This is a genomic window from Pectobacterium nicotianae (assembly GCF_023272715.1).
Taxonomy (GTDB): Bacteria; Pseudomonadota; Gammaproteobacteria; order Enterobacterales; family Enterobacteriaceae; genus Pectobacterium; species Pectobacterium brasiliense.
In genome coordinates this window covers 4,305,129-4,329,416 of the sequence record NZ_CP096821.1, presented here as the reverse complement: position 1 = coordinate 4,329,416, position 24,288 = coordinate 4,305,129, and the positions used below count along the sequence as shown (strand labels likewise).

The following is a 24,288-nucleotide window of genomic DNA, read 5'->3' as shown; positions in this document are numbered from 1 at the left end:
ATAAACAAGCGAGAATGAAGCGTGCTAGATTTTTCATCCCCTCGAACTGCCGAAAATGAATATCAGCTTTTTTTGAGGTGAGGAAATATTCTGAGTGAGAGGAATGCAGGGCGAGAGGATGAGTGACTGAACTGTTATTCTTTCACAAAAAAATAACCAGGTTATTTCTTATTGATAATATTATTGGTGAATTATTATTCTTTCGCATCATTTGGGATATACATTTTAGACATGTTAGAGAATCTGGTTTTTCAATGATTGAATAAAAGTTTCACAAAAAATAAACGTGTGATTTATTCTTTTTATTTTTATAAAATTTAAAACTGCGTTCCTAATAACAAAATAACCTAGAGAGATTGTTCGATATATCAATTAACCTCTTTATAAGTACATGATGTCTATGTAAGACTATAACCTTTAATGGTTAGATTGGTAAAAAAATGAACTTCTTTGAACAAACATCTCCCTCCCGGAGACGCTATGGATTAGCTGCTTTTATTGGTTTGATTGCAGGTATTGTTTCATCTTTCGTTAAGTGGGGCGCAGAAAACCCGCTTCCTCCACGTAGTCCTACTGATATGTTTACCGGTGCTTGTGCACCAGAATCACTGATTAGAGCGGCCGAGAAAATTGATTGCTCTCGTAATTTTCTTAACCCTCCCTACATCTTTTTACGCGATTGGCTTGGGGTTGTTGACCCTAATGCGGCGGTTTATACCTTTGCCGGCCACGTATTCAATTGGGTGGGTGTGACGCATATTATTTTCTCTATTGTTTTCGCTGTAGGTTACTGCGTTGTTGCAGAAGTATTTCCTAAAATAAAATTATGGCAAGGTCTGTTGGCTGGTGCGCTGGCTCAATTATTTGTCCATATGATTTCTTTCCCATTGATGGGGCTTACGCCATCTCTGTTTGTTCTCCCTTGGTATGAGCATGTATCAGAAATCGTAGGCCATCTCATTTGGTTCTGGTCTATTGAGATTATTCGCCGTGATTTACGTAATCGAATGACTCACGAACCTGATCCTGAGATTCCTTTGAGTGCTTCACGATAGGCTGTGATTTTATTTTAGATAATGTGAAATAGTGCGATGCTTATTATTTAAGTATCGCACTATTAATAAATCAACTGCTTCTAATAAATCAACGGTTTCGATCTTACCCACGAACAATTTTCTCCATGAACAATAGCCTCTCGCACCGTATGACGACGAGAAAGGCATTCAACGGGGAAACGATGGATTTAGGCAGAGGCAGAAAACGTCATCTATTCTGTTTCGTCCGTCCAAACGTCTTCATATCCTGCTCGATCGATAATGAATTTCGTCCCTTCGGGTAAAAAGAGATACGGTACGACTTCAGGCAGCGTGTCCGCTAAATGACTGGTGTGAAGAGCCTGATAAAAACCGCTCTCGGATGAATGCTCGCCACAGTGGATAAACCAGCTTATCGTGCCGTTTTCTGGCAATGTGATTCGGGTTCCGTAAATGGGCGAGCGTTGTAAGGTATCTAAAGCAATCGCGACCATGTCTTCTGGAGGATGCTGCGGTAATTGGTACTTATCGCAGGTCTGTTTCTGTCGCGCATTGGGTAGGGTTCGATCTGCATTTTGCATGGTTAAGTCCGCTGTCGCTTTTCGTGCATGCCGGAATGTTCGAAAATACGTTATTTCACCTGAGGGGCTAGCCGTGGGCACCTAGCTATCCAGCCACCAATTTAAAAGCGTTTCGTCTTCATCGTCGTCAATGTTCTTATAAATATTCGCAAAGTACCATTCGATGCCTGTTTTTTCGCGAAAGGCGTCGAAAACGTCGGCAATCTTATCCATCCCATTTCTTGCCGGAACGGCCAATGTCAGATTTCCCTGAAATACGCCGTCTAATGTTCCGTTCAACTGGCTAACCACATCATTCTCTAAACAGGTGATGTTTTCAGGGGAGATCTCATCGGCATAAATATGAATGCAAAAATTGCCGCCTCTTTTTAACACTTCCGGGTGCGCATGCTTGTCTTTAATGCGGAAAATATCTCCACGCGCCAGGTTTAATGCAAGGCTGGGAGAAGACAGCAATTCGTAAGTGTCCTTCTCGATTTCCCGGACAGGTAACTCTTCAAACACGGGCTTATCGTCATGTGCGACATAGACATTAACTAACATAGGTTCAGTGATTACCAATACTTGAGTCAGTGAAGTAAAACGCTATCCCGATGTTAGCCCAAAATACGCTGTCGTATCTTGTTTTCCGTACGTCTGGGAAGCGCGTTATTCTCATCTTTCACCGGTATTTCACTCTACGAGGGCAAATACAGCAGCAGAAATGGCGTTTTTACCAGGGCAGGATATAGAGAGGAATACACATCAACGGCTCAACGTATTTTTCCGCCAGTTGATTGACGCTATTGTCATCGCGTTCGGTACTCGCTTTGATGATACCGAACGCGATGATAGGGCGCTTACGCGGCCATGCCTAACCCGACGATATTCGCTGCCAGAATAATGACCACGCAGCCGAGAACCAGCATACGTACTGGTTTTTGCCCCACGGCCTTCCACTCCTTAAACAGTAACCCGACGATGCCGCCGCACAATACGTAGAAACTCATGTGCAGCATCCAACTGATGTAGGTGTAATCGGCTGGGATATTGGCGTGTCCCCAGGCATAAAAGAAGAACTGCAAATACCACATGACGCCGCCCAGAATGGCGAAGAGTGCGTTGGCAATCAGCAACGGTTTGGCTTGTGCCAGATCGGCTTTTAATGAAATTCCCTTGCAGGTCGCCAAACGGATGAAACAGAAGCCTAGGTTGACGATGGCACCGCCGCCCATAATCACCACGTAGCTGGGAAGTGCGACATACAGTGCACTGATCCCCAGCTCTTGTGCTGCGGTGTGCATGGGTTTCGCAGCATCCATCGCAAAGGACATTCCTGCGGAGAAGATGCCGCACATCACGGCCAGAATCAGCCCTTTTTTCAGGTTGAATTCCTCGGCGCGAATACCGAGCGCACGCTCTTTCAGTAAACCGGCATAGCTGACAATCGCGACGCCAATGACCGCGACCAGCACGCCCAGTAGCGTCATGCGTCCGCCTGCCGAGCCAAACAGAATGGAGAACTTGCCTTGCAGGACGGGCGTCATCAGCGTGCCGATAATCAGCGTCACGCCGATAGCGATACCGATGCCCATCGACATGCCAAGGTAGCGCATCGTCAGGCCGTAGTTGATATTGCCGATCCCCCACATCGCGCCGAAGAGAAAGACGGGGAGTAGGGTCGCCATATCGAATGAACCGTAATAACGCCAAAAATCAGGCAGTAACCACCAACTGATGCACCAGGGCAGGATAATCCACGAGAAAAATCCGCCCAGTGACCACATGGTTTCCCACGACCAGTTTTTGACCTGCTTAAATGGTGCATAGAAGCAGGCCGCGCTGGCCGCTCCGATGAAGTGCCAGAAAATACCAAGGAAAATAGGATCGCTCATGCGTAACCCCTTGTTTTATTTTGTGGTAAGCCTGTATTCGGCTCTGAATGTAGAGTGCAGTGTATGATTGCTGCCAGACCTGCTGGCGCTAGACAGTGTAGGAAGGTGAAAAAGGGTGAACCTTCAGATGCGTGCCACGAGCGACAGGAGGACGGCATCGGTTTGAAGGTGGGGGCCGGTCCGATCACAAAACGCGGAAATCATCGTTGAGGGCAAGACAGGGCAGAGCATTCTGTAAATGGTGCATTCTGCTCAAGAATTGATTAACACCACAGCAGGACTTTTCGCTATTATTTCCCTCTTTTCCACCCGCATATAGTGAGTTATGGAACGTTTTATTGAGAATCTGATGTACTCATCGCGCTGGCTGCTTGCCCCCGTTTATCTCGGGCTATCGCTGGGATTGTTGGCGCTGGCGATCAAGTTTTTCCAGGAGGTGTTCCACGTCCTGCCTAATATCCTGGATATCGCTGAAGCAGATTTGGTGCTGGTGCTGCTGTCACTCATCGATATGACGCTGGTCGGCGGATTGCTGGTGATGGTGATGTTGTCCGGTTACGAGAACTTTGTCTCGGCGCTGGATATCTCCAAAGGCAGAGAAAAGCTGAACTGGCTCGGTAAGATGGACTCCGGCTCGCTGAAAAATAAAGTTGCCGCCTCGATTGTCGCTATCTCGTCGATCCATCTGCTGCGCGTGTTCATGGATGCCCGTAATATCCCGGATAACAAGCTGATGTGGTACGTGATTATCCATTTGACGTTTGTGCTGTCTGCACTGGTCATGGGGTATCTGGATCGCATGTCGCGTTACGAAAAAAGCAAAACGGCATAATGAACGCCGCACGGTTTGCGTAGCCAGATGAAAGAACAGATCCTATTGTTAACGAAGTGATTTTATCAACACGCTTTGTTTAACGGAGGATATTATGCCGCAAACCGATCAAATTAACCGCCGTGTGGTTCTGGCTCAGCGCCCGCACGGCGCGCCAACACAAGAGACTTTCCGTCTGGAACAGCAGCCTATCCCACCGGTCGATTCAGGACATATCCTGCTGCGTACGGTGTTTCTCTCCCTTGACCCTTATATGCGTGGCCGCATGAGCGACGCCCCTTCTTATGCTAAACCCGTCGAACTGAATGACGTGATGGTCGGCGGGACAATCAGCCGCGTGGTGGAATCAAAACACCCAGATTATCAGACCGGCGATTGGGTGCTGTCCTTCAGCGGTTGGCAGGATTATGCGATTTCCGACGGCAAAGGATTAACCAATCTGGGTCAGTCGCCTACAAATCCTTCCTACGCGTTGGGCGTGCTGGGTATGCCGGGCTTCACTGCGTATATGGGGCTAACGGATATCGGCCAGCCTAAAGCGGGTGAAACGCTGGTGGTGGCTGCCGCGACTGGCCCGGTTGGTGCGACGGTTGGGCAGCTCGGGAAATTGAAAGGCTGTCGGGTTGTTGGCGTGGCGGGGGGCGCGGAAAAATGTCGCTATGCGGTTGAAGTACTGGGATTTGATGCTTGCCTCGACCACCGGGCGGATGATTTTGCTGAACAACTGAAACAAGCCTGTCCAAAGGGAATCGATATCTACTTTGAAAACGTCGGCGGGAAAGTCTTTGACGCCGTGCTGCCGCTGCTGAATACCTCGGCGCGTATTCCGGTGTGCGGATTAGTCTCTGGCTACAATGCTACTGGGTTGCCTGATGGCCCAGACCGCTTACCGCTACTGGCGGGGACTATCCTGAAAAAGCGTATCCGTATGCAGGGATTCATCATTTTTGATGATTATGGTCATCGCTTCGATGAGTTCTGGAAGGATGTGTCGCCGTGGGTGGAAGAAGGTAAGATCAAATATCGCGAAGAGATCGTCGACGGGTTGGAAAACGCCCCCGAAGCCTTTATCGGCCTGCTACATGGCCGCAACTTCGGTAAATTAGTGGTCAGAGTTGGACCCGATGCCTAATACACCAGACTCGCCGCTGCGGCGGCGAGTTTTGCACTCGACAGAATGTGTTACCAGTACGGGCAGATAGTCACACGTGTATAGAAACTGCCTGAGTAATACATGAGAATAACAAGGTAAGTAATTATTCTTGGTGGTGTTCGTTTAACCAAAAGAAAAGGTATAGACAAAGGGATGATAATGAAATTTGAAAAACTATCAGAATAACTTCTCGGGTTTTCACAAAAATTTTTAAGTGAGCTGTCACCAAATAGCCATTCATATTCGATTGTAGAAAAAGCATGGATTAAAAAAAGACACAAGGCAGAATAAGAATAAAAATAGATGTTATCGATGTGATTTTTTTTTAACATGCTTTCAAATTCCTTTTTGAATTCTGATGAAAAATTAATCTTACTATTTAATAAATGAGATATCAATCGTTCTGTTTTTATCATCTTGCATTAAATTAACCTCATCATGTCCTTTTATCCATACTTCACTTATATTTCCGTAACTCCATGGGATGCTTTTGGATTTTTTAAATCCAAGCGTCTCTATGTATTTTACCAATTCAGTTTTACGCTCAGGCATTGGGTTATAAAAAACTACGCCATTGGTTAATCGCCGCGTGCCATCTGGTGAGTAATAGTAAAATTCGTAGTTGTCAGAAATAATAGATATGTCTTTTACTTCATCTAGAGTTAAAGTATAATGTGTAAAATGATCATCTTTTTTATAGTGGTAACTTTCTTCGTAGAAGAATCCTGCGAAAATAATAAATATGCCAATTGAGATAAATAGTAAAAATATTGCTTTTATAAAGTCACTGTATTTAAATTTCAACATATTATTGTCTTTTTTATTCAATTCGTCAATTTTATTGGTTTATAGTTTATTCAAAATAGACTAATTTGGACAAAGACTGATTCGTGTATAGAAACGGTATGAGTGATACATAAGTATCGCAAGATAGGTGATTATTCTTAGTATGTTTCGTTCAATCAGAAGGCGATTAGCCAGAAAAAAGGGTATAGATAAAGGAACAATGATAAAACTGAAAGAACCATCAGTATCGCCTTCTGGAACCTCACAGAAATCTGCAACTGAGTCACCATCTATCATCCATTCATACTCAGTGGTAGAAAAAGCATTGATCCAAAAAAGGCATAAAGCGGAATAGGCATAAAAATAAACATGATAGAGGTATTTTTTTGCTCGTGACATTGATATTTCTCCTGGCTGCATGTTTATGCTACGGCCTTTGCATAACAGTTGTACTGCTATAAAGCAATTTTGTTACTTTTTCGCGATGACTTAACATTCTTCTACCATATGACGTCCAGTCCCTTACATCTACCAAACTTTTTTCTGCATTTATCGAACGAATAAAATCACTGTGACTGCGTTCAATGCCTCTATTATAGCGTGAACCAGCAAGAATAAACTGCTCGTCTGTTAGGTTCAACGTGTCAGCACCAGGGTAGTCGTAATTGATTAACTCATAAAGATGGCGTGCGACCATCGTAAGATTGAAATTATCTTTATTTAGACAAATGGAGATGTACGTTGCTTCAGCATTTTTCAATTCACTGGGATTCTTGCCGAAAATTTCGGCAACCACCCTAATTTGCATAGCGATAATACCTATTGATGTTTTCTCTGGAGGCGGTATGATTTTTTCCATTCCTGACCAACCACCGTAAGAATAAACCACCTGTCTGCCAAATAATGTTGGATATTTGAAATAATCAACCATACCTCCGGCTTCGGAACGAGCAACCAAAGCAAGGAGCGTTGCTGGTATTTTATATTGTCGAGCAATATCTTTTATTTTCTCTTTATGGAAAATAATATAACTATCCTTGTATTTATTTAAATAATCATCACCGCCAAATGTTTTCCACCAAACGAAGTCAATAGGCGACCAACGTGGGTAGTTCTTTCCCCAATCAGAAAAACTAAGGTCGCATTCGTTGATAATATCATTGAATTTATTCATGGTTTATCAGTACATATTCTCAGTTAATATGCTGTATCCCGATGTCCCTGCAATATTGTGCTGGCAGGTAATGCTTTCATAACGCAGACTCAGGGTTTCAAATGGCTGCATGTCGTTATGTGTCAATGAGTTGGGGTTTTGATTAGAGAGGTTGACAATAGACGCATCTCTCAATGTGATTGTCATGTAGTTCTCTTGGGTCCCGCTGGCGGAGGTGCGGTAATACCTCAATTCAACTTCCATTAGCTCATTGTTGGCGATGCTGGTGAGCAAGAGCGGTGTGGATTTATCAACGACTTTGGTTACGGAAAAGGGGTGATGATTGACGTGTCGATCTCTTGATAAGTCGTAATTTGTGGCATAAACAAAAATTTCATCTTCGTGACCAGAGATATGTTTATTTCCTACAGAGTCGATACTTAAACACCCTTCAGAGATCAGTCCCTGAATTTTTCCGGTGATCTTCATGAAAATAGAATTAGCCATTCGTGTAACTCCCTGTTAAAAAATCCTTGTTAGAGACGTTATAACGTAAATCTTTATTAAATAAAAGAAGAACTCGGCTATTTAATAAGAAATAGGATTCCTGCCAGGAAGATATCCTTTCCAAAATACCATAATTGATTGTTTTAAATTACAATTAGTTGTGCGGGGCGGTTTTTTATTACTCTGCTAATTATGTTTTGATGATGGCTTTATTATATAAACAAAAAATAATGATCGATTAAATAACAAAGGAGATGGCTAAAGAAATTAGTGATTTAATTAAGATGAAAACGTTATTGATAATTCGCCGCTTAGGCGGCGAGCTTTATTATCTATTCTGGTTTTATTATTTTCCGATGCTAAGCCAGTCTGGCAGATCGTGTAAACCCATTGCCTGACGTACCAGCGTGGGTTTAATGCCGGGCAATTTATCCGCCAGCACCAGACCGACATCACGCAGCAGCTTTTTCGCCGGATTATCGCCGTTAAACAGCTCGCGGAACCCCTGCATGCTGGCGAGCATCACTGCGGCGCTGTGTTTGCGGCGGCGTTCATAGCGTCGCAGATAAAGGTGTTGGCCGATGTCTTTGCCCTGCGCCTGTAAGCGCTTCACTTCCGCAATCAGTTCGGCGACATCCATGAAACCCAGATTGACGCCTTGCCCCGCCAGCGGATGAATGGTGTGCGCTGCGTCGCCGACCAGCACCAGCCGGTGTGCCGCGAAGCTGCGAGCGTAGCGGCCGGTCAGTGGGAAAGTCTGGCGTTCGCTTTCTAGTTCACATAGCCCCAGGCGCATATCAAACGCCATAGCGACCTGACGATTGAATTCTTCTGCTGGCAGGCTTTGCATTGCCTGAGCCTGCTCCGGTGAAAGCGACCAGACAATTGAACAAAGGTGAGGCTCGTCCAGCGGCAAGAACGCCAGAATACCGTCACCGTGAAACGTCTGACGCGCAACGGATTGATGAGGGTGTTCAGTTCGAATATTGGCGACCAGCGCGTGATGGCCGTAGTCCCAAAAGGTCAGCGGAATATCCGCATGCTGGCGCAGCCACGAATGCGCACCGTCCGCAGCGACCACTAGCCGGGCGGTCAGCATGCTGTCGTCCTGCAACGTAATAAAGGCTTCGTTCTCGCCCCAGGCGACCTGTTTTAACGAGGCGGGGGAGAGTAGGGTTATATCGCTTAACTGTGAGGCGCGTTGCCACAGCACCTGCTGAATTACCGGATTTTCAATGATATGCCCAAGGTGGGAAAAGCCGAATTCTTCACCGCTAAAGCTGATTTTGCCGAAGCTGTCTTTGTCCCATACCTGCATATCGTTGTAAGGGCTGACGCGTTGCGCCACGAGATTTTCCCAGACGCCGATATGGCGCAAGAGGCATTCGCTGGCGGCATTGATGGCGGAGACGCGCAGGGCATGGTCTTTCCCGAGCGGCTGAGGTTCGGTCGCCTGTTTCTCCAGCACGGCGATACGCAGGCCACTGCTCTGTAAGCCGCAGGCTAGCGCCAGACCGACCATACCGCCACCGGCAATAACCACGTCGAATGATTGCATTTCCGTCTTTTCCTGTTGGCGAGCTTAATTAACGTTCTACCCAGCCTAGCGTGCGACGAGCAAAGGCGTCGCGCATCAGCGGCAGGTTATTCATGGCGATCAGACCCAGATTACGGCTGATTGTCAGCGCGGCATAGCGGTTAGCGAACAGCCTGACCAGTCCATCGGTGATCGCCACCGTGCTGTGTTGATCGGGTGTGCGCCGTTGTTGATAGCGGTTGAGTACCGTGTACTGGCCGATATCCTGCTGGTTTTTTGCCGCATCGACGAGGGTTTCCGCCAGCGACATCACATCGCGAATCCCCAGATTAAAGCCTTGTCCGGCAATCGGGTGCAGCGTTTGTGCCGCATTACCCACCAGCGCCAGCCGATGGCTAATATGCTGGCTGGCCGTGAGTAAGCGCAGCGGATAGCTGTGGCGTTCGCCGATATGGGTGAACTGCCCCAGACGCCAGCCGAAAGCCTGCTGTAGCTGTTGGCGAAATTCGGCTTCGCTCCACCCATCTACCTCATGTTGACGGTGTTTGTCATGGCACCAGACAAGCGAGCAGCGCCCGTTGCTCATCGGCAAGAGCGCCAGCGGGCCGTGCGGGGTAAATCGCTCGAACGCGCGGCCGCGATGGGGTTCGGCAGTTGTCACATTGGCGATGGTCGCGATCTGATCATAGTCATGCTGCTGCCATTGAATGCCGCAGGACTGCGACAGCATGGAGCGCGAACCGTCCGCGGCGACCAGTAATTGACCCGTTAGCTCAGTGCCGTCGTCCAGCGTTAGCGTCGCATTATCCTGCGTCCGCGTGACGGCCACGACTTTGGCTGGGCAGTGCAGACGCACGCCCGGTGCCTGTTGCAGCAGGGAAAACAGGCGTTGTCCGACGTCGTGCAGTTCAACCACATGGCCTAATGCCTGAACGTGATAGTCCGAGGCCTTCAGGTTCACCACGCTGGCGTGCCCGCGTTCGCTGACGTGAATGTCGGTTATCGCCGTTGCATTACCCGACAGCGCTTGCCAGATGCCCAGCGCTGCGAGCTGCTGACGTGTGCCATCAGACAGCGCGAGGGCGCGTGCGTCAAAACCCGGATGTTCCTTGTCGAGTGGCGAGTGTGCCTCGATCAGGTCAACCGGGATTGCGCCCTGCGAAAGCTGCGATATTGCCAGCGCCAGCGTTGCGCCCGCCATCCCGCCACCGACAATCATGACCGCCATGCTGTTGTCCTTTGAAAGGGCTGCTTAGTGTTGTTTATCATGCCGTTGCGCCATGAGCGCTTCGATGGCATCAGCGTCTTTGATTACGCCAGCCGTCAGGTTTTCATTGCCGTTTTCGGTGATCACGATGTTATCTTCGATACGCACACCGATTCCACGGTACTGCTGTGGTACTTTGGCATCAGGCGCGATGTAAAGACCCGGCTCGATGGTCAGTACCATACCCGGTTCAAGCGGGCGGCCCCGATCGGTGGTGCCGTAATTGCCTACATCGTGTACGTCCAGACCCAGCCAGTGACTGAGGCCGTGCATGAAGAACTGGCGATGTGCCTGCTCGGCAATCAGCTCTTCCACTTCACCTTTTAGCACGCCGAGCTTGATAAGCCCGCTGACCATGATGCGCACCACTTCTTCGTTCACTTCACGGATGCTGCGACCCGGACCAAACAGCTCCAGCGCGCGCAGCTGTGAGCGCAGCACGATGTCGTAAATGGCACGCTGCGGCGCGGTAAATTTACCGTTCACGGGGAAGGTGCGGGTAATGTCGCCAGCATAGCTTTTGTATTCACAGCCAGCGTCAATCAGCACCAGATCGCCGTCGCGCATTTGTGTTTCATTTTCGGTGTAATGCAGGATACAGGCGTTTTCGCCGCTGCCGACGATGGTGTTGTAAGAAGGATAGCGAGCGCCGTGACGGGTAAATTCGTGGTGAATTTCGCCTTCAAGCTGATATTCATACATGCCGGGGCGACATTTCTGCATGGCTCGCGTGTGGGCCAATGCGGTAATTTCACAGGCGCGGCGCATTACGCTGATTTCTTCCGGTGATTTAAACAGGCGCATTTCATGAACCCATTGGCGCCAGTCGGTCAGTGTAGCAGGGGCAGCAAAACCCTGACGGGTGCCGTTGCGCAGGGTGTCCAGCGCGGCGAAGACCAGCTTGTCGGCATAATCGTACTGCCCTTGCGCGTGGTACACCACGTCCAGTCCATTCAATAAGAGATGCAGCTGTGCGCCGATTTCGCCAAACGGCAGGGCGCGGTCAACGCCGAGTTTGGCGGGTGCCGCTTCCTGACCGAGACGACGACCAAACCAGATTTCGGCCGTCAGATCGCGTACGCGGTTGAAGATCACGCTGTGATGATGTTTGGCATCGCTTTTTACCAGTAGCAGCACGGCTTCCGGTTCGTTGAAGCCGGTGAAATACCAGAAATCGCTATTTTGACGATAAGGATAGTCACTGTCGGCATTGCGCTGCGCTTCCGGCGCAGAAAAAATAATCGCCGCGCTGCCCGGTGCCATTTTTTCCAACAGTACCTGACGACGACGAAGAAATTCTTGTGGATTCATCACCTGCTCCTGAAAGTAGTCCGTGCGGTTACCTTTCCCTTCTGCCTTGCATAACAATCAATGCAGCGTCGGTTTTTGCTGCTCGGGCGCAGTCACAACGCGCTGGCTGGTAAACTCGGTATGACACAAAATGGCAGAAACGCGAACATACTCAATCACTTCTTCCAGCGATTGCTCCAGCTCTTCCTGATCTTCATCTTCGTCGTAGCCAAGCTGTGCGATGTTGCGTAAATCTTCGATGGCTTCTTTCAGCTCACCTTTGGCTTTGTTCAACTGCGGTTGAGCCACGCCCAGCCCAAGCAGGAAGTGGTTGACCCAGCCCGCCAGCGCGTCAGCGCGATCGAAAACGCTCACGCTATCCAGCGAATCGTCCGGCAGGAAAAGCTGGAACAGAAAACCATCATCTTCCAGCGCTTCACGCGTAGCCTGGTACAGGTCCTGAAGCGGCTGCGACAGCGTCTGGGTAAACGCCATGCCTTCATTAGTCAGTTCAAAAACCAGCGTTCTCCAGCTATCGTCATGGTTTCCACCACACAGCATCCCACTGATCAAACCGTGCATTTCTGCTGCGGTCAGCGCGACTTGCTGTTGGTGAAGCAGTTGGTCAAGGCCTTCATAGGCGGGAAACGTATTCTCTATAGACATGCGGATTCGTCATCGTTGGCTGGATTGGTTCGTGCTATGCTACCACCAAGCTCCCTTTCGATACCAGAAAGGGCTTGTATCTTAGATCTCGGCTATATATAGTTGCGCCCGCTTTAACGAGCCCGATGTAACGGGTAATGCTCATGCTATGCGGCACGCAGGCGCAAGAACGACAAAAGGCAGGAAGGTGGTATGTCTGCACAACCAGTAGATATTCAAATTTTTGGCCGTTCGTTAAGAGTGAATTGCCCGCCAGAACAACAGGATGCGTTGAATCAGGCTGCGGAAGATCTTAACCAGCGGTTGCAAGATCTTAAAGTTCGCACTAGAGTCACAAACACTGAGCAACTGGTGTTTATTGCCGCGCTGAACGTGTGCCATGAGCTGGCGCAGGAACGGGGTAAGACGCGTGATTATGCGTCGAATATGGAACAGCGTATTCGTATGTTGCAGCAGACCATCGAACAGGCGTTGCTGGAGCAGGGCAAGATCACCGAACGTCAGGGTGCACAATTTGAATAACGTCGTATTTTGACAAAAGTACGGTGTTTTTACGCGATAAGACGTGCTAAGGTTTATCGCGAGTAACGAATAAAATTTCTCTGAGATGTTTGTCAGCGGGCCAGTCCCCTGAGCCGATATTTCATACCAACAGAATGTAATGCTCTGCGGTTGGTGAGCACGCTCGGTTCGTCCGAGAAGCCTTAAGACTGCGACGTTATGTTCACCTTGAACCAAGGGTTCAAGGGTTACAGCCTGCGGCGGCATCTCGGAGATTCCCTTTCTTTTATCATTCTTGACCCGTGGCGAATGCAGCCCATGTCATCTTCTGATTCATCTTCATCGGCACTTCCCGATACCTCACTCTCTTCTACGGCAGCATCGCGTCAGCAAATTCGTCAGGCTGTGCGGCAGAATCGGCGTTTACTGACGTCAGAGCAGCAGTCGCGTTTTGCGCAACAGGCGTGTGAGCGCGTCATGGCGCATCCGAAAATCATACAGGCAGATAGCGTGGCGGTATTTCTGTCATTTGATGGCGAGCTGGATACGAACCCGCTGATTCAACAGCTGTGGCGGCAGGAGAAACGCGTTTATTTGCCGGTTCTGCATCCGTTTCGCACCGGGCATCTGCTGTTCCTGCGCTATGCGCCGGACACTGAGCTGGTACGCAATCGTCTGAAGATTATGGAGCCGCGCCTGGATGTGCGTCAGGTGCTGCCGTTACCGCTGTTAGACATCCTGCTGACGCCGCTGGTGGCGTTTGATCATCTGGGGCAGCGGCTGGGTATGGGGGGCGGGTTTTACGACCGTACGTTGCAGTATCGCAACCAGATGTCGCGTGGGCCTTACCCGATCGGTCTGGCCCACGATTGTCAGCAGGTGGATGCACTGCCAGTGGAAAGCTGGGATATTCCGCTGCCGGAAATCATTACCCCCTCCCGCCATTGGCAGTGGGACACGCGCTAGCTTTTGAGCGGTTCAGGCGAGCGATCGTGACCCAGCATCTGCTGTACCAATTCCACGCAGTGCAGGAAACGCGAATCGTAGTCCGACTCTTTGATGTAAACGTACGGGATATTATTGTTAGCCAGCATCGTTTTCAGCAGATCCTGGAACTCCGAGCGGGCGGCGGTGGTACCTAAGCTACGCAGCCCGTCGGCCACCCACGGCGTGTTGTTTTCCAGCAAAATCACCAGATCGAAGCGGTATTCATCGATCAGCGCCTGAACGAACGGGTGCTCACGGCCCTCGTATTTCTTGCAGAACGCCTGCGTGGTGACAAAATCGGTGTCGATAAAGGCCACTTTATTGGCATATTTCACTGCAAAATCAATGTACTGTGCCTGACCCAGCGCTATCTTGTCGTAGTCGGAATACTGCAACGCCATCTCGTCGCCGCCCAGATGGGAGAACACGTAATCGCGGCCATATTCCCAGGCGCTGGTGGTGTTGAAGATATTCGCCAGTTTGTTCACCAGCGTGGATTTACCGCTGGATTCGCCGCCAAGAATGGCCACGGTACGCACAAAGAACGGCTTCACTTCGGTCGGGATATAGTCCCAGTAGCGGAAGGGATCGTGACGAATCTGCGAACCGCTGATGTTCATAAAGGAGCGCTGCGGGTCGATCAGGACGGCCTCGATGCCCAGTTGCTCACGGTATTGTGCGGCATCCTGCTCTTCGCTGGTGTAGACGAAATTCGGCGTGATGCTTTTTTCCTGCATAAACGCCTGAATTCCTTTGCTCCACACATCCCAGCCGTGCGGGTAAGGCTCCATTCCTTGCTCATTGAAGGCGTGAATATGAATATTTTTCTGATATTTAAAGGTCTGCAATAGCCAGCGCAGGCGGTCGCTGACGGTGGGCTGCTGTGACATCGAGCTGTTCTCAAACAGCAGGCGGTCGCGCGGTTCGTCGTAACCTAAAATCACATGCAGTTCATCGACCTGGCTACAGGCTCGTTGAATCAGATAAATGTGGCCAGTGTGTAGCGGATAGAACTTACCGAAGACGACACCAATGCTCTTTTCGTAGCGCGGGAATTCCAGTTCAAGAAAGCGATGCAGCGCTTCCAGCTTCTGGGCGCTAGGGCTTTTGATTTTGGCATTAAGTAATTGACTGAGATAGCCTTTGGTCATATCGGTCGCGTCAGCAACCTGCTGTAGGGTGCAACCCTTCTGCCGGATAGCGGATTTCAGGTAATCAAATGATGACATGGTGCAGCACTCTTGTTTAGCTTACTAAACAAAATACCACAGAACAGGGCAACATCCGCTACTCTTTCCCCCTGTTTAGTTCAGGATGAAAGGGGACGGATGGCCTTCTGAGGCTTGTTTAGAGATCGTCGAGGATCGCCAGCGCGTCGGCCAGCTTTTTCACGCCGAACACCTGCATGCTGGCAGGGACTTTCTTCGGCATATTGGCATGAGGAACGATGGCGCGTTTGAAGCCGTGCTTGGCGGCTTCGGTAATCCGCTCTTGGCCGCTCGGAACCGGGCGGATTTCGCCCGCCAGACCGACTTCACCGAAGATGACAAGATCCTGCGGCAACGGGCGGTCACGGAAGCTGGAAACCAGCGATAGCAGCAGCGCTAGGTCGGCGCTGGTTTCGGTGACTTTAACGCCGCCGACGACATTCACGAATACATCCTGATCGGACATCTGCAAGCCGCCATGGCGATGTAATACCGCCAGCAGGATCGCCAGGCGATTTTGCTCCAGCCCGACCGCCACGCGACGCGGGTTGGCCATCATCGATTGATCCACCAGCGCCTGAATTTCGACCAGCAGCGGACGCGTACCTTCCCACACCACCATGACTGAACTGCCGGACGTGATTTCGTCACCGCGGCTGAGGAAAATTGCCGACGGATTGCTGATCTCGCGTAGACCCTGTTCCGTCATCGCGAACACGCCCAGCTCGTTAACGGCGCCGAAACGGTTTTTATGGCTGCGCAGGGTGCGGAAGCGGGAATCGGCATCGCCATCCAGCAGCACGGAGCAGTCGATGCAGTGTTCCAACACTTTCGGCCCAGCGAGTGAACCGTCTTTGGTGACGTGGCCGACCATCACGATAGCGACGCCGCGCGTTTTTGCAAAGCGCGTCAGGTAGGCGGCGGTTTCACGCACCTGCGCCACGCTGCCGGGTGACGATTGAATATCCGCGAGATGCATCACCTGAATGGAGTCGATCACCATCAGCTTCGGCTGTTCCTGCTCGGCAATCAGGCAAATCTGTTCGATGCTGGTTTCCGACAGCATATTGAGGTTTTGGGTCGGCAGGTTGAGACGATGCGCCCGCATCGCAACCTGCTGCAAGGATTCTTCCCCGGTGACGTACAGGGTTTTCATGTTCTCTGACAGCTTGCAGAGCGTTTGCAGCAGTAAGGTACTTTTACCCGCGCCAGGGTTACCGCCGATCAGAATCGCGCTGCCCGGAACGACGCCGCCGCCCAGAACGCGGTCAAACTCCTGAAAACCGGTGGAAAAGCGCGGCAGGGCTTCAAGACTGATTTCCGAGAGCTTTTGTACCCGGCTGACGCCAGCGCTTTCGCCCGCATAACCGGTGAGACGGTCGGAACGTGATGTTGACGCCGAGGCCAGACGGACTTCGGTAATGGTGTTCCAGGCATGGCAGGCGCTGCACTGCCCTTGCCAGCGCGGGTAGTCAGCCCCGCATTCATTACATACAAACGCCCGTTTGACGGCTTTTGCCACGTCTCACCTCCCACTGATTAACGCTTTTCGTGTCTCATACTGCCGCTCAGGATGCACAGCACGCCGGTCAGATCGGCATGACGGATGGTTACCGCAGACTGCTCATTGACCTTCGGTTTGGCGTGATAGGCAATGCCTAAGCTGGCTGCCTTGATCATCGGCAGATCGTTCGCGCCGTCACCAATCGCAACGGTCTGATGCATTGGGATTTCCAGCTTTTCCGCCAGCTGTTGCAGCGTGGTCGCTTTATATTTTGCATCGACAATCGTGCCGATGACATCGCCGGTCAGCTTGCCGTCTTGCATGCCTAATTCGTTGGCAACGGCGGCGACCAGACCTAATTCATCACGCAAATAATCAGCAAAGTAGGTAAACCCGCCTGATGCAATCGCGACGTGCCAGCCTGCTTCCTGAAGCTGGCTAACCATATTACGCAGGCCCGGCATCAGTGGCAGCGTTTTACGCACCGTCTGTAAGATATTGGCGTCGGCACCTTTTAATGTTCCTACGCGCTGGCGCAGGCTGGCCGCGAAATCCAGCTCGCCACGCATCGCGCGTTCGGTGACTTCAGCGACCAGTTCACCTGTGCCCGCCAGTTTGGCGATTTCATCAATACATTCGATCTGAATCGCGGTGGAATCCATGTCCATCACCAATAAACCCGGCGAACGCAGCGTTGGCGCGTTACGCATGGCCGCGACATCGATGCCCAGTTCGTGGGCCAGCTTGGTTGCACGCGGCGTCAGCGTGCCGGCTAAACGCACGACCTGATAATCGCCCACGTTCCAGGCGCTCACGATCACCATCGCGCTCCCCAGCTTACGCTGGTAGCGGGAAATCAGGTTCTTATCGAGAACGTCGCTGTAGATCAACCAGCCGGTGTCGCCAGCGCGGTAGTCAAGCGGCATCACTTCGTCACCGCTTAGTGATAGTGGCAGTCCCGGCCAACAGTTGATCTCATCAGGGAGATCACGATAGGTCAGACTATTCGACATGGGGTAAATCCTCTGCTGGCAGTAGTGCGATAAAGTCGTGCGATAAAGAGGGATGCGGCGTCGACCAAACATATCCCTCCAAAAACTGGGCAACAAGCTATCCTATCGTCGGCGCTTCTGGCAACATGAAAGTATCCAAATCGTGTAAGGATTATCATGGTTCGCGCCCGGGTGAAATTTCGTCTACACCGCACGGCAATTGTGCTGATTTGCCTCGCTCTGCTAGTGGTATTAATGCAAGGTGCGTCCTATTTCAGTTTGAGCCACCAGATGGCGCGATCTGAACAGGTTGAAGATCTGGCGCGTACGCTTTCCAGACAGGTGGCTTACAGCCTTTCGCCGTTGATGGGCAGCGTGGACGATAATAGTCAAAAAATTAATACCATCCTCACACAGCTTACCGATCACAGCCGCATTCTGGATGCCGGCGTGTATCAGCAGGACGGCTCGCTGGTGGCGCATATCGGTGAGCAGGTGCAACTGAGAGACAGGCTGGCGCTGGATGGCAATCGGGTCGGTAGCTACTTTAATCACCAGCTGGTGCAGCCGATTGAGGGAAAAGAAGGGCCGATCGGCTTCCTGCGGATTACCTTAGATACGCATGTACTGGCGACCGAAGCCAGACAGGTCGATAACACCACCAATATTTTGCGTCTGATGATTTTGCTTTCATTGGCTATTGGCATCATTCTGACCCGCACGCTCTTGCAGAATCGCCGTACCCGCTGGCAGCAGTCGCCTTACCTTCTCACGGCGAGTACGCCAGTGAAAGAAGAAGGGGATGAGGCAGAGAGCGATACGCGGTCGAACGACGGGACGGTAGTGAAAAAGGACGAGGAAGAGAAAGGCCTCTGACACGCAATGGCTCCCGTACAAACCGAGCGTTTGTACGGGGAGTGTGTGCTATTTCAACTGCTGCTGAAACTGGAACCAGTGAGACTGAAATTTGCTGATGACGGAGAGATGATCGTTTTGGGTATAGCGGTCAGACGCCGTTGCAGAGATATAGTTACGAAAGCTGTCAAACAGCGAATTAGCAGGTGTCGAGGCTGCAAGAGAAAAGATTTGCTGCCGTTGAACCTGCGTGGCCGATGTGCCTTCCGCATTTTTTTGCAATTCCAGAAACGTGGAGCTGGCCTTATCGGTGTCTCCCGCGTCGACGCTGCGCTGATACTCATCTTGTAGGATGTTTTTTTCCAGATTACTCAGCGCGTCAGACTGGTGTTTGATGAAATCCTGAATATCTTTATCGGCTTTCTGGTGAGCGCTGCTATCCACATAGCGGTTTTTCAGTTCTTCCAGCTTTGCGGCTTTTAGCGTGATTTCGATGCTATCAGTGGTATAGCTCCATGTTGTCACATCAGATGGTTTCGACAGTGCTTGATGAACCAGACCGACAAACTCTTCTTTACTGATGCCGCTGTCTTCTTTGAGGTTATTTGACCAGAGCTCAAGCGCCATTTCGTTTGTGCCGATGGGATCAACCGATAGATTGATATTCGGGTTGGGACCGGAGACGTTTCTTTGCCGCGCGAGATCGCGGATCTGGGCCTCTGTCCGCTGCGCATTTTCATCTATCTTGGTCACGTCAGGATGTAGGGGCTTGCCGGCATTTTCTTTCAATCGAGCCATCGCTTCCGCAGAAATTTTTATATTGTTGGGGAAGGTGACGGTTTTTCCGGTAATAGGATCGATGATGCGTGTGATGTCGCTGCTGGCCGTAGTGGACTCTGTTGTCGTGGATTGTGCTGTAGTCGATGATGTCGCGGTGCTTTGGGCCTGAGAATTGCTATAACCCGTATTATTTACAGACAAGCTCATACTCTCTCCTTAAGTGCGATCAAATGGTTAAATATTGACCCAAATATTATCGGCAAAGATAAATGATAACTTTATAAATGATTTATGGCGTAATTGTTGATGGTGGTATCAGAACGGTGACGGCGAGCATGATATCTCCGCGCTGTTTATACCATCACCGATTGTGTCTGCACGTTAAATCAGGGAAAATGCTCGGCTACAGTTTATTTCCGCTTTGCCTGACGATCTGACATCGGTGTGTTGTTGACTTGATGCTGACGCCGGGTGGCTAACAAAAGAAACCTGAAAATCATGTCTCCAAGTGAATACGCCCGCGAAGTCTCCAAAAGAAGAACGTTCGCTATCATTTCTCACCCCGATGCCGGTAAAACCACGATTACCGAAAAGGTCCTGCTGTTCGGACAGGCGATCCAGACTGCCGGTACGGTAAAAGGGCGTGGTTCGAACCAGCATGCGAAATCCGACTGGATGGAGATGGAAAAGCAGCGTGGTATCTCCATCACCACGTCCGTGATGCAGTTTCCCTACCGTGATTGCCTGGTGAATCTGCTGGATACCCCAGGGCACGAAGACTTCTCCGAAGATACCTATCGCACGCTGACGGCGGTGGACTGCTGCCTGATGGTGATCGATGCCGCAAAAGGCGTCGAAGATCGTACGCGTAAGCTGATGGAAGTCACTCGTCTGCGCGATACCCCGATTCTGACGTTCATGAACAAACTTGACCGTGACATCCGCGATCCGATGGAAGTGCTGGATGAAGTCGAGAGCGAGCTTAAGATTGCCTGTGCGCCAATTACCTGGCCGATTGGCTGCGGCAAACTGTTCAAAGGCGTGTACCACCTTTATAAAGACGAAACCTATCTGTATCAGACCGGTAAAGGCCATACGATTCAGGAAGTGCGCATCGTTAAAGGGCTGGATAACCCGGAACTGGATACTGCCGTTGGCGAAGAGCTGGCTGCACAGCTGCGTGACGAGCTGGAGCTGGTGAAAGGAGCATCGCACGAATTTGAACTGGACGCGTTTCTGGCTGGTGAACTGACGCCAGTCTTCTTTGGTACGGCACTGGGTAACTTCGGCGTTGACCACATGCTGGACGGCTTAGTCGCCTGGGCTCCTGCGCCGATGCCGCGTAAAACGGATACCCGTGAAGTAACGGCGGCGGAAGAGAAATTCACCGGCTTTGTGTTCAAGATTCAGGCCAATATGGACCCGAAACACCGTGACCGCGTGGCGTTTATGCGCGTGGTGTCCGGGAGATATGAAAAGAGCATGAAGCTGCGTCAGGTGCGTACGGGCAAAGACGTGGTGATTTCAGATGCGCTGACCTTTATGGCGGGCGACCGTTCCCACATTGAAGAAGCCTACCCCGGCGATATCATCGGGTTACATAACCACGGCACTATCCAGATTGGCGATACGTTTACACAGGGTGAAGACATGAAATTCACCGGTATCCCCAACTTTGCGCCGGAACTGTTCCGTCGTATCCGCCTGCGTGACCCGCTCAAGCAGAAACAGCTGCTTAAAGGGCTGGTACAGCTGTCTGAGGAAGGCGCGGTGCAGGTCTTCCGTCCACTGACCAACAACGACCTGATCGTTGGGGCTGTCGGTGTGCTGCAGTTTGATGTGGTCGTTGCCCGTCTGAAAACGGAATACAACGTTGAGGCGATTTACGAGTCGGTGAACGTTTCTACCGCGCGCTGGGTTGAGTGCAGCGATGTGAAGAAATTCGAAGAATTTAAGCGTAAGAACGAACTGCATCTGGCACTCGATGGCGGGGATAATCTGGCCTATGTCGCTCCGACGATGGTGAACCTGAACCTGACGCGGGAACGCTATCCAGAAGTGACGTTCCACCAAACGCGCGAGCATTAATTTTAATCGGTGGCGCTACGGTTTCATGAAAATTATCGTGACTGTGGCGTTTACATCGTGACCACATTGTTAAAATAATCATCACCCGGTTATGCTTGGCTTTAAGCCAAAAGTGCCGGGTGTTTTTATTTTTAAATGTATTTAAAAACAATGTATTACCCTGCTTTTTCCCCTGCTGTGATTTCTCGCTTCAGTGCAACAGACAAATCTGAATTGCTGCGCATATTCCCTTGCTCCCCTGTGATTTTCCATTCTGTAGGCTATAGTTAACAGCGTGTTAACTGATTTAGCTTGTTCAACTGTTAGTGCAATTTAAGTTGGTTCATTATTTTGATTTGTTTCGCCTTTGCAATTCAATACTCTGATTTTTTTATGCAAGTAGAGGGAATCATCGGAGTATTGATAACGTCATTATCACCTTGATTTGCTGATGACGGTGCAGGCGTTAACGTGACCCAAATCGGTTATTTCGGGTTTATAGAAGAGCATAAGAAGGAAGACATCGATGAAAAAGACCAAATTGACACAATCGCTGATCGTAGTTGCTCTGGGTTCTATTCTGGCTGGCGGTGCCATGGCTGAGGAAACGTTAGGGCAGAAAGTAGAACGTATCGCGGACACAACTGGTGCAAAAATCGATAGCTCCGCCAATAAAGCATCTGACTACGTCAGTGACAGCGCGATCACAGCAAAAGTGAAGAGTGCGTTGTTGGAAGACAAATCGATTACCAGCAGCGACATTTCCGTTGAAACATCAAATGGCGTCGTCACGCTGAGCGGCTTTGTCGGTAGTCAGGAATTGAGCACCCGTGCGGTGCAAATCGCTACGCAGGTTGAGGGCGTCCAGTCCGTCAGCGATAAACTGCAGGTGAAAGATTCCCAATCACAATCGGTTGGCGCTTATGCCGATGATGCTGTGATTACCAGCACGATTAAAGCCAAACTGCTGGCAGATGACATTGTTCCGTCCCGTAAAGTGAAAGTCGAAACGCAGGCTGGCGTCGTGCAGCTGAGCGGCGAGGTGGACAGCAAAGCGCAGTCCGATCGGGCTGAAAGTATTGCGAAGGCCGTTGACGGCGTGAAAAGCGTCAAGAACGACCTGGCAGTGAAATAACCGTCGCCATACCGTACAGGGTTATCCGTAATCGCGGATAACCCTACCTAATCCGCACAATAAAACACCACTTGTGGATACGCAGTCAGGACGCATGAAGCGCGTCAGGATGACCACCATGATTTTTCATTTTTTGTCTGGTAAGGAGAGCGTATGTTTCGTTGGGGCATTATATTTTTAGTTATCGCACTGATCGCGGCAGCACTGGGCTTCGGCGGATTGGCCGGTACAGCAGCTGGCGCGGCGAAAATCGTCTTTGTGGTCGGTATTATTCTGTTTCTGGTTAGCTTGTTCACGGGTCGAAAACGGCCGTAGCACAGCACCTTCTTTCATTCTTTCTCCACAGAAAGAAATGTCATACAGAGCACACAGCCGCGCCACGCGGCTGTCATATTTTACCGGCACACTATCTTCTAATACGACCCGCGTATTTGCTGCATTTCGACAGTTTATCAGGAGGGTTATGATGAATAGCGATATCGTTGTTGGCAAATGGAAACAGTGGAAAGGGAATTTCCTGGCACTGTGGGCTGATTGGTTTGACAGCGACTGTGCCTGGCTGGAAGGGAGTAATGATTACCTGTCCGGCGTCTTGCAAGAGGGTTACGGAAAAGCGCACGAAGAGGTATCCTCAGAGAAAACCACGCTACACTGAGGCCTCACCGCAACGACAAGTCCGATTCTGCCATGAGGCTTTGGCAGGGTATTACTTGGGCGTAGATTAGGTCGCCTCATCTTGACGGGCCTAATCTTGACGGAGAGAAGCAACGTGCTTTCTGAACGACACCGCTTTATCGATACCCACTGCCATTTCGATTTCCCCTTATTCTATGATGATGCACCGGAAAGCCTGCGTCTGGCGCAAGACGCTGGGGTTGAGCGCATCATTATTCCGGCTGTGGCTTCTCAGCATTTTGAGCGCGTGTTGACGCTCGCTCGCACCTACTCTCCACTTTATGCCGCACTGGGTCTTCACCCGCTGTATATCGCTGAACATCAGGAAAGCGACCTGCTCCGTCTGGAAGAGGAACTGCGTCAGTTGCCTGTAACGCTGGTGGCGGTGGGGGAGATTGGGTTGGATCTCTATATGCCGGAACCGCAGTTTGAGCGGCAGCTTACCTTTCTTGAGGCTCAGCTTCGGCTGGCGAAAAAATACGATCTCCCGACGATCCTGCACTCGCGACGCAGCCACGACAGGCTGGCGCAATTGCTCCGCCGTATCGACGTGCCGCGTACTGGCGTAGTTCATGGGTTTGCAGGCAGTCTGGCGCAGGCGCAGGCCTTTATCCGGCTGGGCTATTACATCGGCGTGGGGGGAACCATTACCTATGACAGAGCGAACAAAACGCGTCAGGCGATCGCGCGGCTGCCGTTAGATCGGCTGCTGCTGGAAACTGACGCGCCCGATATGCCGATGAGTGGCTATCAGGGGCAACCCAACCGACCCGAGCGCATTTCGTGCGCGTTTCAAACGCTTTGTGAGTTACGTGCAGAACCGCCTGAAGAGATTGCTGAGGCGCTGTGGCAGAATTCGTTCAGGCTGTTTGGGCGGCTTACCCCGACATAACACTGCTACCGT

General features: G+C 50.5%; 27 protein-coding genes and 1 other RNA gene. 12 read left to right on the top strand and 16 right to left on the bottom strand.

Features of this window, described 5'->3' with window-relative positions; genetic code table 11:
* Nucleotides 1-440: 440 nt before the first annotated feature.
* Nucleotides 441-1,055, top strand: a complete 615-nt coding sequence (locus tag MYB54_RS19230) for a YagU family protein (RefSeq protein ID WP_039499285.1) — start codon at nucleotides 441-443, stop codon at nucleotides 1,053-1,055.
* Nucleotides 1,056-1,267: 212 nt separating this feature from the next.
* Here the strand turns inward: MYB54_RS19230 and MYB54_RS19225 are convergent, their stop codons facing one another.
* From MYB54_RS19225 to rhaT, 3 genes are all read right to left on the bottom strand, one after another.
* Nucleotides 1,268-1,615: an immunity protein Imm33 domain-containing protein gene (locus MYB54_RS19225; protein ID WP_248721222.1), complete on the bottom strand. Its 348-nt coding sequence runs from the start codon at nucleotides 1,613-1,615 to the stop codon at nucleotides 1,268-1,270.
* Nucleotides 1,616-1,696: 81 nt separating this feature from the next.
* Nucleotides 1,697-2,119, bottom strand: coding sequence for a DUF4265 domain-containing protein (locus tag MYB54_RS19220; protein WP_248721221.1), 423 nt, complete (start codon nucleotides 2,117-2,119; stop codon nucleotides 1,697-1,699).
* A gap of 335 nt (nucleotides 2,120-2,454) precedes the next feature.
* Nucleotides 2,455-3,489, bottom strand: a complete 1,035-nt coding sequence (rhaT, locus tag MYB54_RS19215; protein ID WP_010285298.1) for an L-rhamnose/proton symporter RhaT — start codon at nucleotides 3,487-3,489, stop codon at nucleotides 2,455-2,457.
* A 325-nt stretch (nucleotides 3,490-3,814) separates the two neighbouring features.
* Between rhaT and MYB54_RS19210 the strand changes: the two genes are divergently transcribed.
* Together MYB54_RS19210 and curA are read left to right on the top strand one after the other, a co-directional pair.
* Nucleotides 3,815-4,321: a TIGR00645 family protein gene (locus MYB54_RS19210; RefSeq protein WP_010285299.1), complete on the top strand. Its 507-nt coding sequence runs from the start codon at nucleotides 3,815-3,817 to the stop codon at nucleotides 4,319-4,321.
* Between the two features lie 94 nt (nucleotides 4,322-4,415).
* Entirely contained in the window at nucleotides 4,416-5,453 is a 1,038-nt protein-coding gene (curA, locus tag MYB54_RS19205) for an NADPH-dependent curcumin/dihydrocurcumin reductase (protein WP_248721220.1), read from the top strand.
* A 50-nt stretch (nucleotides 5,454-5,503) separates the two neighbouring features.
* Here the strand turns inward: curA and MYB54_RS19200 are convergent, their stop codons facing one another.
* From MYB54_RS19200 to MYB54_RS19160, 9 genes are all read right to left on the bottom strand, one after another.
* A complete protein-coding gene (locus MYB54_RS19200) occupies nucleotides 5,504-5,806 on the bottom strand; it encodes a DUF2645 family protein (protein ID WP_205593390.1) in 303 nt (100 codons plus the stop codon).
* 43 nt (nucleotides 5,807-5,849) lie between these two features.
* On the bottom strand, nucleotides 5,850-6,281 hold the full coding sequence (locus tag MYB54_RS19195) for a hypothetical protein (RefSeq protein WP_248721219.1): 432 nt from the start codon (nucleotides 6,279-6,281) through the stop codon (nucleotides 5,850-5,852).
* A gap of 60 nt (nucleotides 6,282-6,341) precedes the next feature.
* A complete protein-coding gene (locus MYB54_RS19190; RefSeq protein ID WP_205593392.1) occupies nucleotides 6,342-6,659 on the bottom strand; it encodes a DUF2645 family protein in 318 nt (105 codons plus the stop codon).
* A gap of 28 nt (nucleotides 6,660-6,687) precedes the next feature.
* Nucleotides 6,688-7,434, bottom strand: a complete 747-nt coding sequence (locus tag MYB54_RS19185; RefSeq protein WP_205593393.1) for a hypothetical protein — start codon at nucleotides 7,432-7,434, stop codon at nucleotides 6,688-6,690.
* Nucleotides 7,435-7,440: 6 nt separating this feature from the next.
* Nucleotides 7,441-7,920, bottom strand: a complete 480-nt coding sequence (locus tag MYB54_RS19180; RefSeq protein WP_039510171.1) for an Hcp family type VI secretion system effector — start codon at nucleotides 7,918-7,920, stop codon at nucleotides 7,441-7,443.
* Nucleotides 7,921-8,266: 346 nt separating this feature from the next.
* Nucleotides 8,267-9,478 (bottom strand): FAD-dependent 2-octaprenylphenol hydroxylase, encoded by a 1,212-nt coding sequence (gene ubiI / locus MYB54_RS19175; RefSeq protein ID WP_248721218.1) that lies wholly within the window; start codon nucleotides 9,476-9,478, stop codon nucleotides 8,267-8,269.
* Between the two features lie 28 nt (nucleotides 9,479-9,506).
* Entirely contained in the window at nucleotides 9,507-10,685 is a 1,179-nt protein-coding gene (gene ubiH / locus MYB54_RS19170) for a 2-octaprenyl-6-methoxyphenyl hydroxylase (RefSeq protein ID WP_205592233.1), read from the bottom strand.
* 24 nt (nucleotides 10,686-10,709) lie between these two features.
* Nucleotides 10,710-12,035: a Xaa-Pro aminopeptidase gene (gene pepP, locus MYB54_RS19165; RefSeq protein WP_248721217.1), complete on the bottom strand. Its 1,326-nt coding sequence runs from the start codon at nucleotides 12,033-12,035 to the stop codon at nucleotides 10,710-10,712.
* A gap of 57 nt (nucleotides 12,036-12,092) precedes the next feature.
* Nucleotides 12,093-12,680, bottom strand: coding sequence for a YecA/YgfB family protein (locus MYB54_RS19160; RefSeq protein ID WP_039548009.1), 588 nt, complete (start codon nucleotides 12,678-12,680; stop codon nucleotides 12,093-12,095).
* A 192-nt stretch (nucleotides 12,681-12,872) separates the two neighbouring features.
* Between MYB54_RS19160 and zapA the strand changes: the two genes are divergently transcribed.
* From zapA to MYB54_RS19145, 3 genes are all read left to right on the top strand, one after another.
* Nucleotides 12,873-13,202, top strand: a complete 330-nt coding sequence (gene zapA / locus MYB54_RS19155) for a cell division protein ZapA (protein ID WP_010284667.1) — start codon at nucleotides 12,873-12,875, stop codon at nucleotides 13,200-13,202.
* 74 nt (nucleotides 13,203-13,276) lie between these two features.
* Nucleotides 13,277-13,460: non-coding RNA, 6S RNA (gene ssrS, locus MYB54_RS19150), on the top strand.
* Nucleotides 13,461-13,499: 39 nt separating this feature from the next.
* The gene (locus MYB54_RS19145; protein WP_248721216.1) at nucleotides 13,500-14,147 is read left to right on the top strand and encodes a 5-formyltetrahydrofolate cyclo-ligase; all 648 of its coding nucleotides are present in this window, start codon (nucleotides 13,500-13,502) and stop codon (nucleotides 14,145-14,147) included.
* On the opposite strand, the gene nadR is transcribed toward MYB54_RS19145, so the two are convergent.
* From nadR to serB, 3 genes are all read right to left on the bottom strand, one after another.
* A complete protein-coding gene (gene nadR / locus MYB54_RS19140) occupies nucleotides 14,144-15,397 on the bottom strand; it encodes a multifunctional transcriptional regulator/nicotinamide-nucleotide adenylyltransferase/ribosylnicotinamide kinase NadR (protein WP_014914020.1) in 1,254 nt (417 codons plus the stop codon). The genes MYB54_RS19145 and nadR overlap by 4 nt on opposite strands.
* A 118-nt stretch (nucleotides 15,398-15,515) precedes the next feature.
* A complete protein-coding gene (radA, locus tag MYB54_RS19135) occupies nucleotides 15,516-16,898 on the bottom strand; it encodes a DNA repair protein RadA (RefSeq protein ID WP_014914021.1) in 1,383 nt (460 codons plus the stop codon).
* Nucleotides 16,899-16,915: 17 nt separating this feature from the next.
* Nucleotides 16,916-17,893: a phosphoserine phosphatase gene (gene serB, locus MYB54_RS19130; protein WP_205536729.1), complete on the bottom strand. Its 978-nt coding sequence runs from the start codon at nucleotides 17,891-17,893 to the stop codon at nucleotides 16,916-16,918.
* A gap of 156 nt (nucleotides 17,894-18,049) precedes the next feature.
* Here serB and MYB54_RS19125 point away from each other — a divergent pair, with 156 nt between their 5' ends.
* The gene (locus MYB54_RS19125; protein WP_039555514.1) at nucleotides 18,050-18,748 is read left to right on the top strand and encodes a YtjB family periplasmic protein; all 699 of its coding nucleotides are present in this window, start codon (nucleotides 18,050-18,052) and stop codon (nucleotides 18,746-18,748) included.
* Nucleotides 18,749-18,796: 48 nt separating this feature from the next.
* Here the strand turns inward: MYB54_RS19125 and MYB54_RS19120 are convergent, their stop codons facing one another.
* Nucleotides 18,797-19,714 (bottom strand): hypothetical protein, encoded by a 918-nt coding sequence (locus MYB54_RS19120; protein WP_248721215.1) that lies wholly within the window; start codon nucleotides 19,712-19,714, stop codon nucleotides 18,797-18,799.
* Between the two features lie 291 nt (nucleotides 19,715-20,005).
* On the opposite strand from MYB54_RS19120, the gene prfC reads away from it, so the two are divergent.
* The 5 genes from prfC (at nucleotide 20,006) to MYB54_RS19095 (ending at nucleotide 24,276) form a co-directional block, all read left to right on the top strand.
* Nucleotides 20,006-21,595, top strand: coding sequence for a peptide chain release factor 3 (gene prfC / locus MYB54_RS19115; RefSeq protein WP_039510188.1), 1,590 nt, complete (start codon nucleotides 20,006-20,008; stop codon nucleotides 21,593-21,595).
* Nucleotides 21,596-22,100: 505 nt separating this feature from the next.
* Entirely contained in the window at nucleotides 22,101-22,709 is a 609-nt protein-coding gene (gene osmY / locus MYB54_RS19110; protein ID WP_014914026.1) for a molecular chaperone OsmY, read from the top strand.
* 153 nt (nucleotides 22,710-22,862) lie between these two features.
* Nucleotides 22,863-23,024: a DUF1328 domain-containing protein gene (locus MYB54_RS19105; protein WP_003019081.1), complete on the top strand. Its 162-nt coding sequence runs from the start codon at nucleotides 22,863-22,865 to the stop codon at nucleotides 23,022-23,024.
* Between the two features lie 151 nt (nucleotides 23,025-23,175).
* Entirely contained in the window at nucleotides 23,176-23,364 is a 189-nt protein-coding gene (locus MYB54_RS19100) for a CsbD family protein (protein WP_010284712.1), read from the top strand.
* Nucleotides 23,365-23,478: 114 nt separating this feature from the next.
* On the top strand, nucleotides 23,479-24,276 hold the full coding sequence (locus MYB54_RS19095) for a TatD family hydrolase (RefSeq protein WP_039282501.1): 798 nt from the start codon (nucleotides 23,479-23,481) through the stop codon (nucleotides 24,274-24,276).
* Nucleotides 24,277-24,288 lie beyond the last annotated feature (12 nt).

What these genes read in the sequence shown, in the direction of transcription:
- MYB54_RS19145 (WP_248721216.1), top strand. Translation starts at nt 13,500, where the DNA reads ATGTCATCTTCTGATTCATCTTCATCGGCACTTCCCGATACCTCACTC.
- MYB54_RS19105 (WP_003019081.1), top strand. Translation starts at nt 22,863, where the DNA reads ATGTTTCGTTGGGGCATTATATTTTTAGTTATCGCACTGATCGCGGCA.
- MYB54_RS19225 (WP_248721222.1), bottom strand. Translation starts at nt 1,615, where the DNA reads ATGCAAAATGCAGATCGAACCCTACCCAATGCGCGACAGAAACAGACC.
- MYB54_RS19125 (WP_039555514.1), top strand. Translation starts at nt 18,050, where the DNA reads ATGGTTCGCGCCCGGGTGAAATTTCGTCTACACCGCACGGCAATTGTG.
- ubiH (WP_205592233.1), bottom strand. Translation starts at nt 10,685, where the DNA reads ATGGCGGTCATGATTGTCGGTGGCGGGATGGCGGGCGCAACGCTGGCG.
- serB (WP_205536729.1), bottom strand. Translation starts at nt 17,893, where the DNA reads ATGTCGAATAGTCTGACCTATCGTGATCTCCCTGATGAGATCAACTGT.
- MYB54_RS19195 (WP_248721219.1), bottom strand. Translation starts at nt 6,281, where the DNA reads ATGTTGAAATTTAAATACAGTGACTTTATAAAAGCAATATTTTTACTA.
- curA (WP_248721220.1), top strand. Translation starts at nt 4,416, where the DNA reads ATGCCGCAAACCGATCAAATTAACCGCCGTGTGGTTCTGGCTCAGCGC.
- MYB54_RS19230 (WP_039499285.1), top strand. Translation starts at nt 441, where the DNA reads ATGAACTTCTTTGAACAAACATCTCCCTCCCGGAGACGCTATGGATTA.
- MYB54_RS19210 (WP_010285299.1), top strand. Translation starts at nt 3,815, where the DNA reads ATGGAACGTTTTATTGAGAATCTGATGTACTCATCGCGCTGGCTGCTT.
- MYB54_RS19120 (WP_248721215.1), bottom strand. Translation starts at nt 19,714, where the DNA reads ATGAGCTTGTCTGTAAATAATACGGGTTATAGCAATTCTCAGGCCCAA.
- MYB54_RS19180 (WP_039510171.1), bottom strand. Translation starts at nt 7,920, where the DNA reads ATGGCTAATTCTATTTTCATGAAGATCACCGGAAAAATTCAGGGACTG.
- MYB54_RS19100 (WP_010284712.1), top strand. Translation starts at nt 23,176, where the DNA reads ATGAATAGCGATATCGTTGTTGGCAAATGGAAACAGTGGAAAGGGAAT.
- pepP (WP_248721217.1), bottom strand. Translation starts at nt 12,035, where the DNA reads ATGAATCCACAAGAATTTCTTCGTCGTCGTCAGGTACTGTTGGAAAAA.
- MYB54_RS19190 (WP_205593392.1), bottom strand. Translation starts at nt 6,659, where the DNA reads ATGTCACGAGCAAAAAAATACCTCTATCATGTTTATTTTTATGCCTAT.
- MYB54_RS19160 (WP_039548009.1), bottom strand. Translation starts at nt 12,680, where the DNA reads ATGTCTATAGAGAATACGTTTCCCGCCTATGAAGGCCTTGACCAACTG.
- nadR (WP_014914020.1), bottom strand. Translation starts at nt 15,397, where the DNA reads ATGTCATCATTTGATTACCTGAAATCCGCTATCCGGCAGAAGGGTTGC.
- zapA (WP_010284667.1), top strand. Translation starts at nt 12,873, where the DNA reads ATGTCTGCACAACCAGTAGATATTCAAATTTTTGGCCGTTCGTTAAGA.
- rhaT (WP_010285298.1), bottom strand. Translation starts at nt 3,489, where the DNA reads ATGAGCGATCCTATTTTCCTTGGTATTTTCTGGCACTTCATCGGAGCG.
- prfC (WP_039510188.1), top strand. Translation starts at nt 20,006, where the DNA reads ATGTCTCCAAGTGAATACGCCCGCGAAGTCTCCAAAAGAAGAACGTTC.
- ubiI (WP_248721218.1), bottom strand. Translation starts at nt 9,478, where the DNA reads ATGCAATCATTCGACGTGGTTATTGCCGGTGGCGGTATGGTCGGTCTG.
- MYB54_RS19185 (WP_205593393.1), bottom strand. Translation starts at nt 7,434, where the DNA reads ATGAATAAATTCAATGATATTATCAACGAATGCGACCTTAGTTTTTCT.
- osmY (WP_014914026.1), top strand. Translation starts at nt 22,101, where the DNA reads ATGAAAAAGACCAAATTGACACAATCGCTGATCGTAGTTGCTCTGGGT.
- MYB54_RS19200 (WP_205593390.1), bottom strand. Translation starts at nt 5,806, where the DNA reads ATGTTAAAAAAAAATCACATCGATAACATCTATTTTTATTCTTATTCT.